Here is a 16,929-nt window from a genome sequence, read left to right as displayed (position 1 = left end):
GTTACTTAACATAGTGTGTTTTGCCTAGCTTTTAAGCCGACAGACACTGTCTCTTATAATTAGCTCACAATCTAATAAGCGAGATCCGGGTGCAACAGGTCTACCTTGTAGTTGGTCGAGTAATAACAACATAGACTCACGTCCAATCTGATAACGAGGTTGTTCCATTGTGGTGAGAGCAGGCTCGCTATAACGTGTGATATCCAGATTATCAAAACCAATCACAGAGAGATCTTTAGGGAGCTCTAACCCTAATTTTTTTGCCTGCCACATAACGCCAATTGCCATTATATCACTATGACAGAACACAGCAGTTGGTGGCTCAGGTAATGAAATCAACTTTTTCAGACTTTCTGCACCGCTTTCATGGGTAAAATCACCACGAATAATATAATCTTCACGCAAGGGGACGCCTGTTCTACGCATGGCTTGAATATAGCCTTGTAAGCGATAACGACATAAAGGCATATCTTCAGGGCCTGTAATACAGGCAATACGCTTATGCCCCATTTGCTGTAAATAGTGTGTCGCTCTAAACGATGCTGTCAGATTATCGATATGAACAGTAGGTAATTCAAGTTCAGGTGCAAACTCATTTGCCATGATCATCGGTGGTAAATTTTTCTGCTCTTCTTTGGAAACATCAAAAGGGATGTGTGAGCCAAGAAGTAACATGCCGTCAATTTGTTTGGTGATAATAAGATTAATAAAGGCATTTTCATGTTTTTGCTGATGCTTACAGTCACCAATTAATACGAGATAACCATGTTGTGCAGCGGTTTCTTCGATGCCACACACAACATCAGTAAAAAAGGGATCGCTGATATTAGGGACGATCACAAGGATCGTTTTTGACTCGTTACGTTTAAGGTTTTTTGACAGGTTATGTGGATAATAGCCCACATCAAGAACAGCCTGTTCAACTTTCTGACGGGTTTGTGAGGATACTTTTTCCGGATTCATTAATGTACGTGACACAGTTGCTGTGGACACGCCGGCTGCAAGGGCAACATCTTTCATTGTTGCTTGCGTATTATCTTTATTATTTTGTTGCAAACCCCATACCTCCCTTTTGGATGGTTTAGTTAAACGATTGCTTTTTTATTGCAAAAAAACCGCCAATATTTAAAAAAGGATTTTATCGACGGTTTTTAATTCAAGAAATATTCTAAATTGTTATTCTACCCACTTTTTAAATAGATACTGTTACCTAGTTTGCATAAAAAGTGTGATACCAATCGTTTTTATGAGGTAGTTCGCAAAATTGATAAATAGTCTTGGATTGTAACTAGTATTCAAGCGGAATTATATCCTTAACATAACACTGGCTAAAATATATTCAATTTAGGCAGAAAAGCGCCTTAACAATCTGTTGGGTCAACATCAATATTCCATTTCACTTTTTTACTCTCAGGTAAGGCGACAATCTGAGGATAAGTGACAGACATTAATTTTTGTAAATAACTTCGCGAAGGATGTTGGAGCAATAATTGCCAACGATAATTTCCACCTCGTTTAGCTTGAATGGCAGGAACAGGCCCCATTACCCATAAATTAGCATCTCGCATCGGGTGTTGTTCAAAAAACTGCTTAAGCTGTCGTAAGAACTGGGGTGCACGTTGATTATTGTGATCTTCAGAGCGGATCATAATATGACTAGAATAAGGTGGTAAAAAAGTGGCTTGTCGCTCTTGTAAAGCCTCTTTAGTGAAAGCGTCATAACCTTTTTCTAATAGTGTCAGCAACAGAGGGTGATCTGGCTGGTGTGTTTGTAAATATACCGCGCCTTGTTTACCCGCTCGACCTGCTCGACCTGATACTTGTATATAAAGTTGAGCAAAACGTTCGGCTGCACGAAAATCACTAGAGAACAGTGCTCCATCCACATCAAGTAAAGCCACTAAGGTGACATCAGGGAAGTGATGCCCTTTGGCTAACATTTGTGTACCGATAAGAATACGTGAGCCACCTTGATAAATATCTTCCAGTTGTTGTTCTAAAGCGCCTTTGCGACTTGTTGTATCTTTATCAATCCGCGTCACTGGTGTGTCAGGAAATAATTCACCAATCCCTTGCTCAAGTTGCTCGGTTCCCAATCCTACGGGGATTAAATTTGTTGAACCACATTGTGGACATTGTGCTGGAATTCGTCGCTGACTATCACATTGATGGCAACGTAACATGCCATGCTTTTGATGGATCGTATAATAGTGATCACAGCGGGGGCATTCTGCTATCCAACCACATTCATGACATAACAACGCGGGCGAAAATCCTCTGCGATTTAAAAAGAGCATCACTTGGTTACCCGCATTAAGGTGCTCTTTGATTGCTTTAATAAGAATTGGAGACAACCCTGTTGTTAACGGTTGGCCTTTTAAATCAATTAAATGCTCTGTTGCAGGTTTTGCATTGCCTGCACGTTGAGTCAGAGTGAGTTGTCGGTATTTTTTTTGCTCAACATTAAAACTGGTTTCAATTGATGGTGTTGCGGTTCCCATCACGATAGGAATATTTTCTTGTTTGGCTCGGAAAACAGCGAGGTCACGAGCATGGTAACGCCAACCATCTTGTTGTTTATAAGAGCCATCATGCTCTTCATCGATAATGATAATACCAAGATGCTGGAAAGGGGTGAGAAGCGCTGATCGCGTACCAATAATAATGGCATTATCACCGCGTTTTGCTCGTAACCAAACGGCTAAGCGTTCAGTATCATTTAATCCTGAATGAAGTACATCAACAGGAGCATTAAAGCGCGCCTTAAAACGACGGATCGTTTGAGGTGTTAAGCCAATCTCAGGCACGAGAATCAATGCTTGTTTACCTTCCGCGAGAATTTTTTCTAATACACTTAAATAAACTTCTGTTTTACCTGAACCTGTAATACCCAATAATAACCAAGGTGAGAATTGATTAGCCTGTGCTGTGATCGCACCTACTGCAATAGCTTGTTCAGTGTTTAATTTAAATCGTTCGCCTTGAACAGTGAGATCCTTGTGCCAGTGTATAGGGGCAGGTTGGATAGGACGGAGATCTGCAAAGGCTTTCTTTTTTAAGTTATTGAGTGTTGCCGTGGTGATCTCAAATTCATCAAGTTGATGGCGATATAATGGTGTACGGCGAAGCGCCGCTAATGCTTGTTGCTGTTTTTTGGCACCTTTTAAACTATTGAGGTCAAGATTAAGCCCCTCTTCAGTGGCGTACCATTGCCATAATGGTGTGAATTCGGCGGGTTTTCCTTGTCGTAACAAAATTGGCATGGCGTGAAATAGCACTTCCCCTAATGGATAGTGGTAATAAGCCGATGCCCAATTTAACATATCCCATAGCACCCCAGGAAAGAGTGTTTCGCTATCAAGGATCTCATCAATAGGCTTTAGCTTTTCGATAGGAAACTCACTGTGAGTACTGAGTCCTTTGACAATACCAAGAGAGCGACGTTTATTACCAAAAGGCACGATCACCCGACTGCCGATAACAGGCGCATCAATCCCTTCTGGTAACAGATAATCAAAAGAGGAAAATAGTGGTACAGGTAAAATCACCTGAACTATGGTCATATCAGGGTTTCCGAGAGTTTTAGCGAAAAGGTGGCCTTAAGAATATCACAAAAAGTGTGCAGATTTCATTGCGCGTTTAGTGGATATTCTGTATGATCCGCCCCCTTTGGTAGATAAATTACCAAACACTTAATTTCAATCAACACGACGTGTGGTGTTCGGCTGTGGGCTGAATGGCGACACGGCCTTAGTAGAGGTTTTCCATGCAAAAAGATATCCATCCTAAATACGAAGAAATTACTGCATCTTGTTCTTGCGGTAACGTTATGAAAATCAACTCCACTGCGGGTCATAACCTGAATCTGGACGTTTGTGACAAATGCCACCCATTCTATACTGGTAAACAACGTGATGTTGCAACTGGTGGTCGTGTTGATCTGTTCAACAAACGCTTCAAAATTCCAGGCAGCAAATAAGATATTTGTTGTCACAAGATGTCAGCCTAGTCTGACATCTTGCAGACAGTTCGGAATTGAAAAAAAGCCCAAGGTTTTTGCTTTGGGCTTTTTTTATGGGCAAAGTTTTCTCTTTTTAGATAACGCTTTTAGTCGTGACAAGCCAGATCACAACTGATAAATTATCTATTCATTCTTCTATTCACTTACCTATTCATAAAAAAATTAATATCATGACAAAACGCTCTGAAGTGATACGGCAAATATTACGTAATGAACCTAAAACAGCAAGGCAACTTGCTGATATTATGAATATTAGTCAGCCTACGATGTCACGGGCATTAAGTGCGCTAAGTGATGATATTGTGCGAATTGGTTCAGGAACTTCTATTCAATATGCCTTACGCGATAGTTCCCGTGGGTTTAATTCAGTTCCTATTTATCGCATAAATGAAGAAGGTAAAGTCAAGCCACTAGGTAAATTGACGCCAGTTTTTCCAGAAGGTTTCGTCATGGAACGGGTAGACAATGTGAACCGACATAGTGAAGGCTTGCCATGGTGGTTATTGGATATGCGTCCCCAAGGATATCTTGGGAGAGCTTATGCTTCAGCTTATTCGGTTGAGCTTGGTTTGCCCCAAAACCCAGATCGTTGGTCTGATACCGATATAATCAGAGCATTGCTGACTCATGGACATGATGCAGTCGGAAATCTGTTAATAGGAGAGCAGGCAAGAAATCAATTTTTGGGTATGCAGACACCAGAAATTGTTGAGCGTGATAAAACTTTTCCCATATTAGCACGAGCTGTTAGTTCGGGAGAGGATCCTGGCTCATCCGCTGGTGGAGAGCAACCCAAATTTTGTGCCTATACAGAGAAAGGTCATGTTATCGTAAAATTTACGGCGCCTGACAATAATGCAGTTAGTGAGCGTTGGCGTGATCTGCTTCAAGCTGAGCATCTGGCATTAAAAGTACTTGGAGTTGAAACAGAGGTATTTGATTTTGAAGGCCAACGCTTCCTCGAAATTCCACGATTTGATCGTGTAGGTCCACTAGGCCGTATAGGTCTTTTTTCTTTACAAGCGCTAGATGCTGAGTTTATAGGACGGGCAAGGGAGCCTTGGCCAGTATTAGTTAATGAGCTAATTAAGCAAAAACGCGTTCATCCAGATGCTGCGATTAGCACGGCACGCCGTTGGGCATTTGGTATGTTGATTGGAAATACTGATATGCATCATGGCAATTTGTCGTTTATCAATAGACATGGTCACCCATATGAGATTTCACCTGCCTACGATATTTTACCAATGGGATTTGCACCTAAGTCCGGTGGTGAAATAGTCAATACACTTCGTCCTGTGACATTACTTGATGGGGTCAGCTGTGAAATCTGGCAGGAATGTTTAGGGTTAGCCGAGCAGTTTTATACTTTAGCTGAGAGCTGTAATTGTTTTTCTGATAATTTTTCTCCATGCCTTAAAGCGTTACGTAGTCATCTTGATGAAGCAAGTTCGCGTATATCTCGCCTAGGCTGATGACAAATAGACCTAAAAAATTAATTTGAGATGATGTATTGCTGAATTTTATTTGGAAAGATCTTCAATACATACCTAAATAACCCACTCTCGCTAAAAGTTTGGGGGGCATAATCTGAAGCCCAAAGTTTTTGCTTTGGGCTTTTTTTGTTCGTGTTAATCAAGCAATAAGTCAAAGACTGACGCTGATTAATACTCCCAAGTATCGGGATCAACCCCGTGCTGGCGCATTATTTTTTTTGCCTCTTCAGGGATTTCATCATTACGTTCTTTACGTAAATCTTCATCATTTGGCAGAGGTTGTCCAGTAAATGCGTGCAAAAATGCTTCACACAATAATTCACTATTGGTTGCATGTTTTAGGTTGTTAACCTGACGGCGAGTGCGTTCATCAGTCAAAATTTTTAGCACTTTCAATGGAATTGAAACTGTAATTTTTTTAACTTGCTCACTCTTTTTGCCATGCTCAGCGTAAGGGCTGATATATTCACCGTTCCATTCAGCCATGGATTACCTTAATTAATATCATTTAGTTGAAGCCAGAATAGGGTTAATCCACATTCTGACGGGCAATACCAGTTTATCATGACTTTTCTAAAACCACCGACTCTTCTGGCTAAAGGTGAGAGAAAAAGTAATAGCCACTGGCGATATTCTCAATTTATGTATTATTCCATTACTTAATCTATCCGTAAAGTAGTTTAGATGGCTAGATGTATTGACGTCTTGGTGTCTAATTGGATATGCTGTTGTAGACTTCTCCACTTATCGCTGTGACAAGGTGCCTGTATGACGAAGAAAACAGCAACAATTGCTATCCATAATGGGCTAAATGAAGACACGCAATTTGGTTGTGTCGTACCGCCTATCTATCTTTCTAGTACTTATAATTTTTTAGAATTTAATCAGCCTCGCGAGCATGATTATTCTCGTCGAGGTAATCCAACTCGAGATATGGTGCAAAAGACATTAGCCGAGTTAGAAGGTGGAGTAGGGGCCGTTGTCACTAGCAGTGGAATGTCAGCAATTCATTTAATTTGTACGGTTTTTCTAAAACCTGGCGATGTGATTGTTGCACCTCATGACTGTTATGGGGGAAGTTATCGCCTTTTTAACAGCCAACAAGAGCGTGGTGCTTACCGTGTCATTTTTGTTGATCAAAATGATGATATTGCCCTTAAGCAGGCTTTAGCACATCAGCCTAAAATTGTTTTTATTGAAACACCAAGTAATCCTCTTTTAAGAATAACGGATATTCAAAAGATCAGTGAACTGGCTCATCAGCAAGGAGCTTTAGTCGTTGCTGATAACACCTTTATGAGCCCTGTCTTGCAAAAACCGTTAACATTAGGCGCTGATATTGTTGTGCACTCATGTACAAAATATCTTAATGGACATTCAGATATTGTCGCAGGGGTTGTTATCTGTCAGTGTCAGAAACAACTTGAGGAGCTAAGCTGGTGGGCGAATAATATTGGTGTCACTTCTGGCGCATTTGATAGCTATTTATTATTACGTGGCATAAGAACATTAGTGCCTCGAATTCGACTTCAACAAGAAAATGCACAGGCATTAGTGGCTTTTTTACAAGCACAGCCTTTAGTCGAAAAAATGTATTATCCCGCACTGGAAAATCATGCTGGACATCAAATAGCAAAAAAACAGCAACAAGGTTTCGGTGCGATGTTAAGTTTTGAGTTAAAAGGGGGATTGGATGTGATTAAACTCTTTTTATCTCAATTAACACTCTTTACACTGGCAGAATCTTTAGGTGGGGTAGAGACCTTAATTTGTCACCCTGCCACCATGACACATGCAGGTATGTCAGAAGAAGCGAAAAAAACAGCAGGGATAAGTCCCTCATTACTTCGTATCTCAGTGGGTATTGAAGATAGTCAGGATTTAATCAACGATTTGCAAAGTGCGTTTGATGCAGCAACTAAAAGGTAACCATGGATCATGAGCGTAGTGGCGATTAAACAACAGGCGGAGCCGATTTGCCGTCAGTTACATAAATTCGGTGGTAGCAGTCTTGCAGACATAAAATGTTATCAACGTGTCGTGAATATCATGACGAACTATAGCCAACCTAATGACCTAATGGTGGTTTCTGCGGCGGGCTCGACGACAAATCAGTTGATTAGCTGGCTAAAACTTAGCCAAAGCGATCGTATTTCTGCTCACCAAGTTCAGCAAACTTTACGCCGTTACCAATTATCTTTAATTGAGGGGTTACTTTCAAAAGAGAATGCAGAGCAGCTTTCTCAAGCCTTTATTGCTGATCTTGAACGTTTAAGCTATTTGTTAGATAAACCTATTACAGATGCAACTTATGCTGAAGTTGTCGGCCACGGCGAAATTTGGTCTGCAAGATTAATGGCGAGTTTACTTACCGAGCAAGGTTTACCTAGTGTGTGGTTAGATGCACGTGAATTTTTATGTGCTGAAAGAGCCGCTCAACCACAAGTAAACGAAACGTTATCTCGCCCATTATTACAATCACTATTAGCTCAATATCCTGAAAGCCGTTTTGTTGTAACGGGTTTTATTAGTCGTAATCAACAGGGTGAAACGGTCTTGCTAGGTCGTAACGGTAGTGATTACTCAGCTACACAAGTAGGTGCTTTAGCTGATGTTGGTAAAGTCACAATTTGGAGTGATGTTGCAGGGGTTTATAGTGCAGATCCTCGCAAAGTAAAAGATGCGTGTTTATTACCCTTGTTGCGTTTAGATGAAGCGAGTGAATTAGCTCGATTAGCCGCCCCTGTTTTACATACGCGTACACTTCAACCCGTTTCAGGCAGTAATATTGATTTGCAACTTCGTTGTAGCTATCAACCAGAACAGGGTTCAACTCGTATAGAACGTGTTTTGGCATCAGGAACGGGTGCTAAAATCGTGACTAGCCATGATGATGTTTGTTTGATTGAACTCCAACTTTCATCTCATCAAAATTTTGAACAAGTGGTGAAAGAGGTTGATGAATTACTTAAGCGTGCACAAATTCGTCCTTTAGCCACGGGTGTGGATAAAGACAGCCAACTTTTACAACTTTGTTATACCAGTGAAGTTGCTAACAGCGCATTAGATGTACTACAAGATGCCGTTTTGCCAGGTAAATTGCATTTACGAGAAGGCTTCTCATTAGTGGCTTTAGTGGGAGCGGGTGTCTGTAAAAATCCATTGCATTGTCATCGTTTTTATCAACAACTTAAAGATCAACCAGTTGAATTTATTTGGCATGCGGAAGATCACATCAGCTTAGTTGCCGTGCTACGTAACTATACTGAGCACTTACTGCAAGGTTTGCATCAAACATTATTTAGGGCTGAAAAACAAATTGGCTTAGTGCTGTTTGGTAAAGGGAATATTGGTTCACGTTGGTTAGAATTGTTTGCTCGTGAACAAGAGCCTTTATCAGCGCGTAGTGATTTTGAGTTTATTCTTGCCGGTGTGGTTGATAGCCGTCGTAGTTTACTTGATTATCAAGGGATTAATCCTAGTCGTGCTTTGGCTTTCTTTGATGACGAAGCGACTGAACATACGGAAGAATCGCTCTATCTTTGGATGAGATCTCATCCTTATGATGATTTAGTGGTTGTTGATATTACAGCCAATGAGTCTCTTGCTGCTTCTTATGAAGATTTTGCTAGCTACGGTTTTCATGTTATCAGTGCGAATAAAATTGCAGGCTCTGCTTCGAGTGTACGTTATCGTGCTACGCGAGATGCGTTTTCTAAAACAGGCCGCCATTGGTTATATAACGCTACAGTGGGTGCGGGTTTGCCAATTAATCATACGGTGCGTGATCTGCGTGAAAGTGGTGACACGATTTTATCAATTAGCGGTATTTTTTCTGGCACGCTCTCTTGGTTATTCTTGCAATTTGATGGCACAGTCCCTTTCAGTGAGCTGGTGGAACAAGCTTGGCAACAAGGATTAACAGAGCCTGATCCTCGTATTGATTTATCAGGGCAAGATGTGATGCGTAAACTGGTTATTCTTGCTCGTGAAGCGGGTTATGATATCGAGCCAGAGCAAGTACGAGTTGAATCTTTAGTGCCTGTACAAGCTGAAACGGGTTCGTTAGAAGCGTTCTTTGATAACAGTGCGTTGATCAATGAACAAATGGAACAACGATTAGCCGCCGCAAATGAAATGGACATGGTATTACGTTATATCGCTCGTTTTGATGCTAATGGCAAAGCCAAAGTTGGTGTTGAAGCCGTGAGAAAAGATCATCCTCTCGCTTCACTATTACCGGGGGATAATTTATTTGCGATTGAAAGCCGTTGGTATCGTGATAATCCTCTTGTGATCAGAGGGCCAGGAGCTGGCAGAGATGTGACAGCAGGCGCAATTCAATCAGATTTAAACCGCCTTTCTCAATTACTGTAATTTTATTATTTCTTTTTTATAAAGGTTATCAGTGGGTTATTTCTTGCTGATAACCTTTTGTCATTTTTGTGTCATATCACCCAATTTTTTTAATTTCTTTGGCTATACTTAACTTATCTCTAGTCACAAAGGAGCGATTGATGTCAAAAGTAGTAAGACAGATTGTCCCACTAAGAAATGAAATGACGGAGGTGAACCATCAAGCTAAAGAGAACTTTTGTCAGTAGCTCATGATGTGAATTTAAGCGTCTTGAGTGGAAGTTGAAGTACAGTTACAACGTGTTTAAACGTTATTTAGAGTACAATTCGATTAACCACATTATTTACAACAGACAACTTAACTTACTGAAAGACAATTCGTTATTCTTAATTTAAAGCGCTGATATTCAGCGCTTTATTCGTTTTTATCTTATGAAAATCTTAATCTAGTAAAAATGTAAAAGAGAAGGAAAATAAGGAGTGACAGAGAAACATGAGTTAGCCCTACGCGCGGAATAAGCTAAAAATCAAAAAAAACAGACCAGACAATTTATCAATATTAAAAAAAATCATCTAAATTTACCGCCACATAAATTTTTACGTATTCCTTCCTTTTTAGTAAAAAACTCTTCGTAGTAGATAAGAAACGAAAAAATGTCCTTATTCTGAATAAAATTGAGCTAGAACAGCATGATTATTAGCCATTCTTATAAGACTAAAGCCGTAATTAAATTTCAGAAAAATCCCCCAAAACGATTATTTTCTGATATGAATAGTAGGCTAAGTAAAAAAAGCAGTGTGGCTTATCACAAAAATCAAAATAAAGTCACATAAGAAATGAAAGTTAATTACACAACTGGGAGGACATGACTTTTCTAATAGGAAGAAGCATGTTGTTACCGCCACAAAGACAAGGTCAGGAGTCTTATGAATCAACAATATTCTGCTATGCGTAGTAATGTCAGTATGCTTGGCAAGCTACTTGGAGATACGATAAAAGAAGCACTCGGTGAAGAAATTCTAGATAAGGTTGAATCTATTCGAAAATTATCTAAATCGTCACGAGCGGGTAATGAAGTTCAGCGACAAAAACTGTTGTTGACGTTACAAAATCTTTCTAATGATGAATTATTGCCCGTTGCTAGAGCATTCAATCAATTCTTAAACCTGACGAATGTGGCTGAACAATACCATAGCATTTCGCCTCATGGTGAAGCTGCTAGCAATCCTGTGGCATTGGCAAAACTGATCACGCGGCTAAAAGATAAGAATTTTACCGACGAGCAATTAAAAGAAGCAGTAGAGCAAATCTCTATTGAACTGGTATTAACGGCACACCCAACCGAAATTGCACGCCGTACACTTATTCATAAGTTGGTTGAAGTTAATTCCTGTTTATCTCAACTTGATCACGATGATTTAGCGGATTATGAGCGTACTAATATTATGCGTCGTCTACGCCAGTTAGTCGCTCAATCATGGCACACTGATGAAATTAGAAAAATTCGCCCAACACCGATTGATGAAGCGAAATGGGGCTTTGCGGTTGTTGAAAATAGCCTATGGGAAGGTGTTCCTGCTTTTTTACGTGAATTTAATGAACAGCTTAAAGAATCTATTGATTACAACTTACCAGTAGAAGCGTCTCCTATTCGTTTTACCTCATGGATGGGGGGAGATCGCGATGGCAACCCAAATGTGACGGCTGAAATCACACGCCATGCTTTACTATTAAGCCGTTGGAAAGCCGCTGATTTATTCTTAAATGATATTCAAGTTCTAGTTTCAGAACTTTCAATGACAGAAAGTACACCAGAACTGCGTGAATTAGCGGGAGGGGTTGAAGTTGCAGAGCCATATCGTGAAATAGCTAAACAATTACGTACTCGCTTACAAGTGACTCGTGATTATTTAGAACAACGTATTAAAGGACAGCAATCTCTACCTCCTGAAGGGCTGTTAATTGATAATGCCCAACTTTGGGATCCGCTATACGCTTGCTATCAATCATTGACTCAATGTGGGATGCGTATTATCGCTAATGGGCAACTGTTAGATACATTACGTCGAATCCGTTGCTTTGGCTTACAGTTAGTTAAGCTCGATATTCGCCAAGAAAGTACCAATCACACGGAAGCACTCTCTGAATTGACACAATATTTAGAAATTGGTGATTACGCGAATTGGTCCGAAGAGCAAAAACAAACGTTCTTACTTGAAGAATTAAATTCTAAACGTCCACTGATCCCGACAAATTGGCAACCAAGTGTAGCGACTCAAGAAGTCTTTGAGACTTGTCGTGTCATTGCACAATCACCTAAAGATTCTATTGCCTCTTATGTGATTTCAATGGCAAAAGTGCCTTCTGATGTATTGGCTGTAAAACTATTACTGAAAGAAGCGGGTGCGGATATCCGGTTACCTGTTGCCCCGTTATTTGAAACACTTGATGACTTAAATAATGCTGAAAGCGTCATGACCCGTTTGTTTGATATTCCTTGGTATCGCGATTTAATCGATGATAAACAAATGGTGATGATTGGCTATTCAGATTCAGCAAAAGATGCGGGTGTGATGGCAGCATCATGGGCGCAATACCGTGCTCAAGATGCATTAATCAAACTCTGTGAAAAATCAGGTGTGACATTAACACTATTTCATGGACGTGGCGGTACAATTGGCCGTGGTGGTGCGCCAGCACATGCGGCATTACTTTCTCAACCACCAGGAAGTTTAAAAGGGGGTCTGCGGGTGACGGAACAAGGCGAAATGATCCGCTTTAAGTTCGGATTACCTCAGGTCACCATTAGTAGCCTTGCTCACTATGCAGGTGCAATCTTAGAAGCGAATTTATTACCACCACCAGAGCCCAAAGCGCCTTGGATTGATGTAATGGATTCTTTGTCTGACGTTTCTTGTGCGATGTATCGTGACTATGTACGAGGGGAAGAAGACTTTGTGCCTTATTTTAGAGCAGCAACCCCAGAAGGCGAGTTGGGCAAACTACCATTAGGTTCACGTCCTGCGAAACGTCGTCCTACCGGTGGTGTTGAAACTTTGCGTGCGATCCCGTGGATTTTCGCATGGACTCAAAACCGCTTAATGTTACCAGCTTGGTTGGGGGCTGGAGCTGCATTACAACATGAAATTGATAGCGGAAAACAAGCGGTATTAGACGATATGTGTGAGAACTGGCCGTTCTTTAATACACGTATTGCGATGTTGGAAATGGTGTATGCCAAAGCGGATTTATGGTTAGCGGAATATTACGATCAACGTTTAGTTGAAGAACGTTTATGGCCATTAGGTGCGAAATTACGTCAGCAACTTTCCGATGATATTAAGAGTGTTTTAGCAATTTCAAAAGATGAACACTTAATGGCGGATTTGCCATGGGTTGCTGAATCTATTGCACTACGTAATGTCTATACCGATCCATTGAATGTGCTTCAGGCTGAGTTGTTACAGCGTTCTCGCACACATAGCGAGTCAGATCCGCGTATTGAACAGGCATTAATGGTTACTATTGCAGGTATTGCTGCGGGTATGCGTAATACAGGTTAGAGTCATCAGTATTTAGAAAGAAAAACAGCGCTTAATAACAGCGCTGTTTTTTTATCTCTTATTACTGCTATTGGTTTTATTTTTTTGCTTTTTCATAAGACTCAATTGCTCTTATTCGTGCTTTGGCGTGATCAACAATGGGTAATGGATAATCGAGCGAATTATTGGTTTTTGCCGCCCATTCGTGAGGGGTGTGAATATATCGGCTCGGCACATTAGCAAGTTCAGGAAGCCAACGACGGATAAATTCACCATCAGGATCGAATTTACGACCTTGGGTGGTAGGATTAAAAATTCGAAAATAAGGTACGGCATCCGTTCCTGTGGATGCAGCCCACTGCCAACCCCCATTATTTGATGCGAAATCACCATCAATGAGTTGTGACATAAAATAAGCTTCGCCCCAACGCCAATCAATTAACAAGTCTTTGATAAGAAAGCTCGCTGTGAGCATCCGTAAGCGGTTATGCATCCAACCTGTTTGGTTAAGCTGTCGCATTGCAGCATCAATAATAGGAAAGCCTGTTGAGCCTTGAGTCCAAGCATTAAATTCATCTTGGTTGTTACGCCAATTGATTTTTTCTGTCCAAAGCTGAAATGCAATGTGTTTGCATAAATTGGGGTTTGTCACAATTAAGTGTTGATAAAATTCTCGCCAAATAAGTTCATTAAACCAAACAAATGCACCTGATGTACTGTTTTCTAAGAAATCAGGTTCAGTTTGGTAAAGGCGATTAAAACATTGGCGAATAGACAGTAATCCAATGGAAAGATAAGGGGATAATCGGCTTGTACCATCAACTGCAGGAATGTCTCTCCATTTTGCATAATGTGGCACGCTTTCGTAACAGAACTGTTTTAAGCGTTTAAGTGCCTCTTCTTCGGTAGAGATAAAAGAGAGCGAGTTTGTATTTTCAAGCGAGAATAGCGGTGCTTTTAAAGGCGATACTGCTTTTTGATGTGTTCTTATCTCTGGGATAGGTAATGAAGCGTTATCTTGTGAAACGAAGAGTCGCAAAAATTCATTTCTAAAGGGAGTAAAAACCTTGTACATCTCTCCTTGTTGGGTAACTACATCACCTGGTGGAATAAATACATTGTCATGATAAGTATAAATGGTTGTCTTATTCTTTAGTAACTCAGTGACTTTTTTATCACGGCGTTGTTCATTAAGAGCATATTGGTGATTGAAAAAAAGCGCAGTGACGTGATGTTGTTGGCAATACTCAGCCACTTTATCGGCTGCATTTGAATAAATATCGCTAATCACTATTGTCAGTGGAATATTGAGTTTTGCTAGTGAAGTTGAAAGATCCAGTAACGCATCATGAATGAACGCCTGACATGACAAAGCCATATTGTGAGCTTTCCATTGTTCAGGCGTTACGGTGAAAATAGCATGCACCTGTGCTTGTTTATCTTGGCAAGCGTGAAAGAGTGCCTTGTGATCTGTCACTCTTAAATCATTACGAAACCAAACTAAATGAACAGGGGACGGGTGCATGTAACCTCTCTTAATCTAACTTAGGATGTTGATCGATAAGGGATTGGCGTTTTTTCTGTAATGCTTCGATTTCTGCTTCAATATCTTCAACACGTTGTTCGATATTATCATAATGTTCAGACAGAATTTCTTTTGCCTCTGATTTATCTGATGCTGCAGGTGTTGCACCTCGTAAAGGTTTATTTGCAGTTTCGATCATCTTGATACCTGTTATCAAACCGACAACAGCGACAATCATCAGATAATAAGCTGGCATATATAAATCACCGGTTGCTTCAACTAACCAAGCTGCCGCTGTTGGTGTGGCCCCTGCAATTAATACTGAAATATTAAAAGCAATTGCTAATGCACTATAACGAATATGGGTTGGGAAAATAGCCGGTAATATTGATGCCATAACTCCAGTAAAACAGTTGAGTAGAACGGCAAGAATTAAGAGTCCTAAGAAAATTAAGCCGATCTCGTCACTGTTAATCATCATAAATGCAGGGTAAGCAAGGATAAATAACCCAATGCTTCCGCCGATAACAAATGGCTTACGACCAATTTTATCACTAAGTAACCCAATAACAGGTTGTACAAACAACATACCTATCATAATCGCGATGATGATCAGCACACCGTGATCTGCCGAATAATTTAGGTTATGAGATAAATAACTCGGCATATAAGTTAATAACATATAGTAGGTAACATTAGTGGCAATTACCAAACCTACACAGACAGTTAAGCTTTTCCAATATTTTGATGCGATTTCACGTAATGAAACACGAGGTGGATCTTGGATAGATTTACGATCGTCGCTATTCATTTCATCGACGTGTTGTTGGAATGCTGGGGTTTCTTCTAAAGCATGACGTAAATATAAGCCAATAAGACCTAATGGTAATGCTAAGAAGAACGGGATACGCCATCCCCACTCATGAAATGCTGTTTCTCCAAGGATAGTAGAGATAAGTACGACAACACCAGCACCCATAACAAAACCAGCAATAGAACCAAAGTCTAACCAGCTTCCCATAAATCCACGTTTACGGTCGGGTGAGTATTCAGCAACGAAAATCGCAGCTCCTGAATATTCACCACCAATAGAGAAACCTTGTGCTAATTTAGCGAGTAATAATAAGACCGGAGCCCAAATACCGATGGTTTCATAAGCAGGAATAAGGCCGATGGCAAATGTACTGAGTGCCATAATGATGATAGTAACAGATAACACTTTCTGACGACCAAATTTATCCCCAAGCATCCCAAATACAACACCCCCTAGCGGTCTTACAAGGAATGGCACTGAGAATGTGGCAAGGGCAGCAATCATCTGGACACCTGGAGATGCACCAGGGAAGAAGACTTGACCTAAGACATACGCAAGGAAGCCATAGACACCAAAGTCAAACCATTCCATGGCATTACCTAATGCTGCCGCCGTAATCGCTTTTTTAAGCTTACTATCATCAATAATAGTTATATCATTGATTCTTAGCGGTTTGTTTCTTTTTTTCTTCATTTTCATATTAAGTGACCTTTTATTAAGGTATTCGTAATTTCTTGTTGTTCAATTAATTAAAAGAAATGAAGTGACTATTTGTTAGCGAGAAGAGTGAGTAATAAAAATTCACTAAAAAACAGCTTACTTCTACCAAGTTTAAATAGTGGTATTAAGCTAATAGATAAGAGAATATTTATTAAGTATAGATGAGATTGAATAAGATATTAGAATGTTTTCTTTGTTGTTTTGATATAACAAAACAGAGCCTCTAAGTATTAAAACGTGATCAATATCATAACGTAATTCTGCTTTTGTGTAAAATTTATGGCGTTATTGAGTGATTATTTGCGTTAAGTTAATTGAAAGCTTCATTCAAATAAATAAAAAACAAATTTGTTTTTTTATTTTAATAACAGTGTGTTATATCCTTTTTCTGTTTTTTTGATTCAGGCTAACGCATTTATATGGGCATTGTGCATAATGTAAGGTCTGATAGATA

The 16,929-nt window shown here is 40.0% G+C and carries 10 protein-coding genes; 5 read left to right on the top strand and 5 right to left on the bottom strand.

The genetic code is table 11. The annotated features are described in order from the left end of the window. Positions 1-24 precede the first annotated feature (24 nt). Positions 25-1,056, bottom strand: coding sequence for a DNA-binding transcriptional regulator CytR (cytR, locus tag DK858_RS17265; protein ID WP_072064648.1), 1,032 nt, complete (start codon positions 1,054-1,056; stop codon positions 25-27). A 305-nt stretch (positions 1,057-1,361) separates the two neighbouring features. Then, a complete protein-coding gene (priA, locus tag DK858_RS17260) occupies positions 1,362-3,563 on the bottom strand; it encodes a primosomal protein N' (RefSeq protein ID WP_109398459.1) in 2,202 nt (733 codons plus the stop codon). A gap of 203 nt (positions 3,564-3,766) precedes the next feature. Between priA and rpmE the strand changes: the two genes are divergently transcribed. Together rpmE and yjjJ are read left to right on the top strand one after the other, a co-directional pair. Further along, the gene (gene rpmE / locus DK858_RS17255; protein ID WP_006534140.1) at positions 3,767-3,979 is read left to right on the top strand and encodes a 50S ribosomal protein L31; all 213 of its coding nucleotides are present in this window, start codon (positions 3,767-3,769) and stop codon (positions 3,977-3,979) included. A gap of 212 nt (positions 3,980-4,191) precedes the next feature. Continuing rightward, positions 4,192-5,496 (top strand): type II toxin-antitoxin system HipA family toxin YjjJ, encoded by a 1,305-nt coding sequence (gene yjjJ, locus DK858_RS17250; RefSeq protein WP_109398573.1) that lies wholly within the window; start codon positions 4,192-4,194, stop codon positions 5,494-5,496. Between the two features lie 189 nt (positions 5,497-5,685). Here the strand turns inward: yjjJ and metJ are convergent, their stop codons facing one another. Next, positions 5,686-6,003 carry a met regulon transcriptional regulator MetJ gene (gene metJ, locus DK858_RS17245; RefSeq protein WP_109398458.1) on the bottom strand — a complete coding sequence of 106 codons (318 nt, stop codon included), beginning with the start codon at positions 6,001-6,003 and terminating at the stop codon, positions 5,686-5,688. 282 nt (positions 6,004-6,285) lie between these two features. On the opposite strand from metJ, the gene metB reads away from it, so the two are divergent. The 3 genes from metB (at position 6,286) to ppc (ending at position 13,437) form a co-directional block, all read left to right on the top strand. After that, positions 6,286-7,446 (top strand): cystathionine gamma-synthase, encoded by a 1,161-nt coding sequence (gene metB / locus DK858_RS17240; RefSeq protein ID WP_109398457.1) that lies wholly within the window; start codon positions 6,286-6,288, stop codon positions 7,444-7,446. 9 nt (positions 7,447-7,455) lie between these two features. Beyond that, the gene (locus DK858_RS17235; protein WP_109398456.1) at positions 7,456-9,894 is read left to right on the top strand and encodes a bifunctional aspartate kinase/homoserine dehydrogenase II; all 2,439 of its coding nucleotides are present in this window, start codon (positions 7,456-7,458) and stop codon (positions 9,892-9,894) included. Positions 9,895-10,800: 906 nt separating this feature from the next. Continuing rightward, positions 10,801-13,437, top strand: coding sequence for a phosphoenolpyruvate carboxylase (gene ppc / locus DK858_RS17230; protein ID WP_109398455.1), 2,637 nt, complete (start codon positions 10,801-10,803; stop codon positions 13,435-13,437). Between the two features lie 76 nt (positions 13,438-13,513). Here ppc and phrB read toward each other — a convergent pair whose 3' ends face one another. Together phrB and proP are read right to left on the bottom strand one after the other, a co-directional pair. After that, positions 13,514-14,941, bottom strand: coding sequence for a deoxyribodipyrimidine photo-lyase (gene phrB / locus DK858_RS17225; protein ID WP_109398454.1), 1,428 nt, complete (start codon positions 14,939-14,941; stop codon positions 13,514-13,516). 10 nt (positions 14,942-14,951) lie between these two features. Further along, entirely contained in the window at positions 14,952-16,454 is a 1,503-nt protein-coding gene (proP, locus tag DK858_RS17220) for a glycine betaine/L-proline transporter ProP (protein WP_109398453.1), read from the bottom strand. Between the last annotated feature and the right edge of the window lie 475 nt (positions 16,455-16,929).

The sequence above is a fragment of the Proteus faecis genome (assembly GCF_003144395.1).
Taxonomy (GTDB): Bacteria; Pseudomonadota; Gammaproteobacteria; order Enterobacterales; family Enterobacteriaceae; genus Proteus; species Proteus faecis.
The sequence above is the reverse complement of the archived record's forward strand: the minus strand, read 5'-3'. Positions and strand labels throughout refer to the sequence as shown.

Bases quoted from the DNA above. Each gene is read 5' to 3' on its own strand.
- DK858_RS17235 (WP_109398456.1), top strand. From the start codon at position 7,456: ATGAGCGTAGTGGCGATTAAACAACAGGCGGAGCCGATTTGCCGTCAG.
- priA (WP_109398459.1), bottom strand. From the start codon at position 3,563: ATGACCATAGTTCAGGTGATTTTACCTGTACCACTATTTTCCTCTTTT.
- yjjJ (WP_109398573.1), top strand. From the start codon at position 4,192: ATGACAAAACGCTCTGAAGTGATACGGCAAATATTACGTAATGAACCT.
- ppc (WP_109398455.1), top strand. From the start codon at position 10,801: ATGAATCAACAATATTCTGCTATGCGTAGTAATGTCAGTATGCTTGGC.
- metB (WP_109398457.1), top strand. From the start codon at position 6,286: ATGACGAAGAAAACAGCAACAATTGCTATCCATAATGGGCTAAATGAA.
- rpmE (WP_006534140.1), top strand. From the start codon at position 3,767: ATGCAAAAAGATATCCATCCTAAATACGAAGAAATTACTGCATCTTGT.
- proP (WP_109398453.1), bottom strand. From the start codon at position 16,454: ATGAAAATGAAGAAAAAAAGAAACAAACCGCTAAGAATCAATGATATA.
- metJ (WP_109398458.1), bottom strand. From the start codon at position 6,003: ATGGCTGAATGGAACGGTGAATATATCAGCCCTTACGCTGAGCATGGC.
- phrB (WP_109398454.1), bottom strand. From the start codon at position 14,941: ATGCACCCGTCCCCTGTTCATTTAGTTTGGTTTCGTAATGATTTAAGA.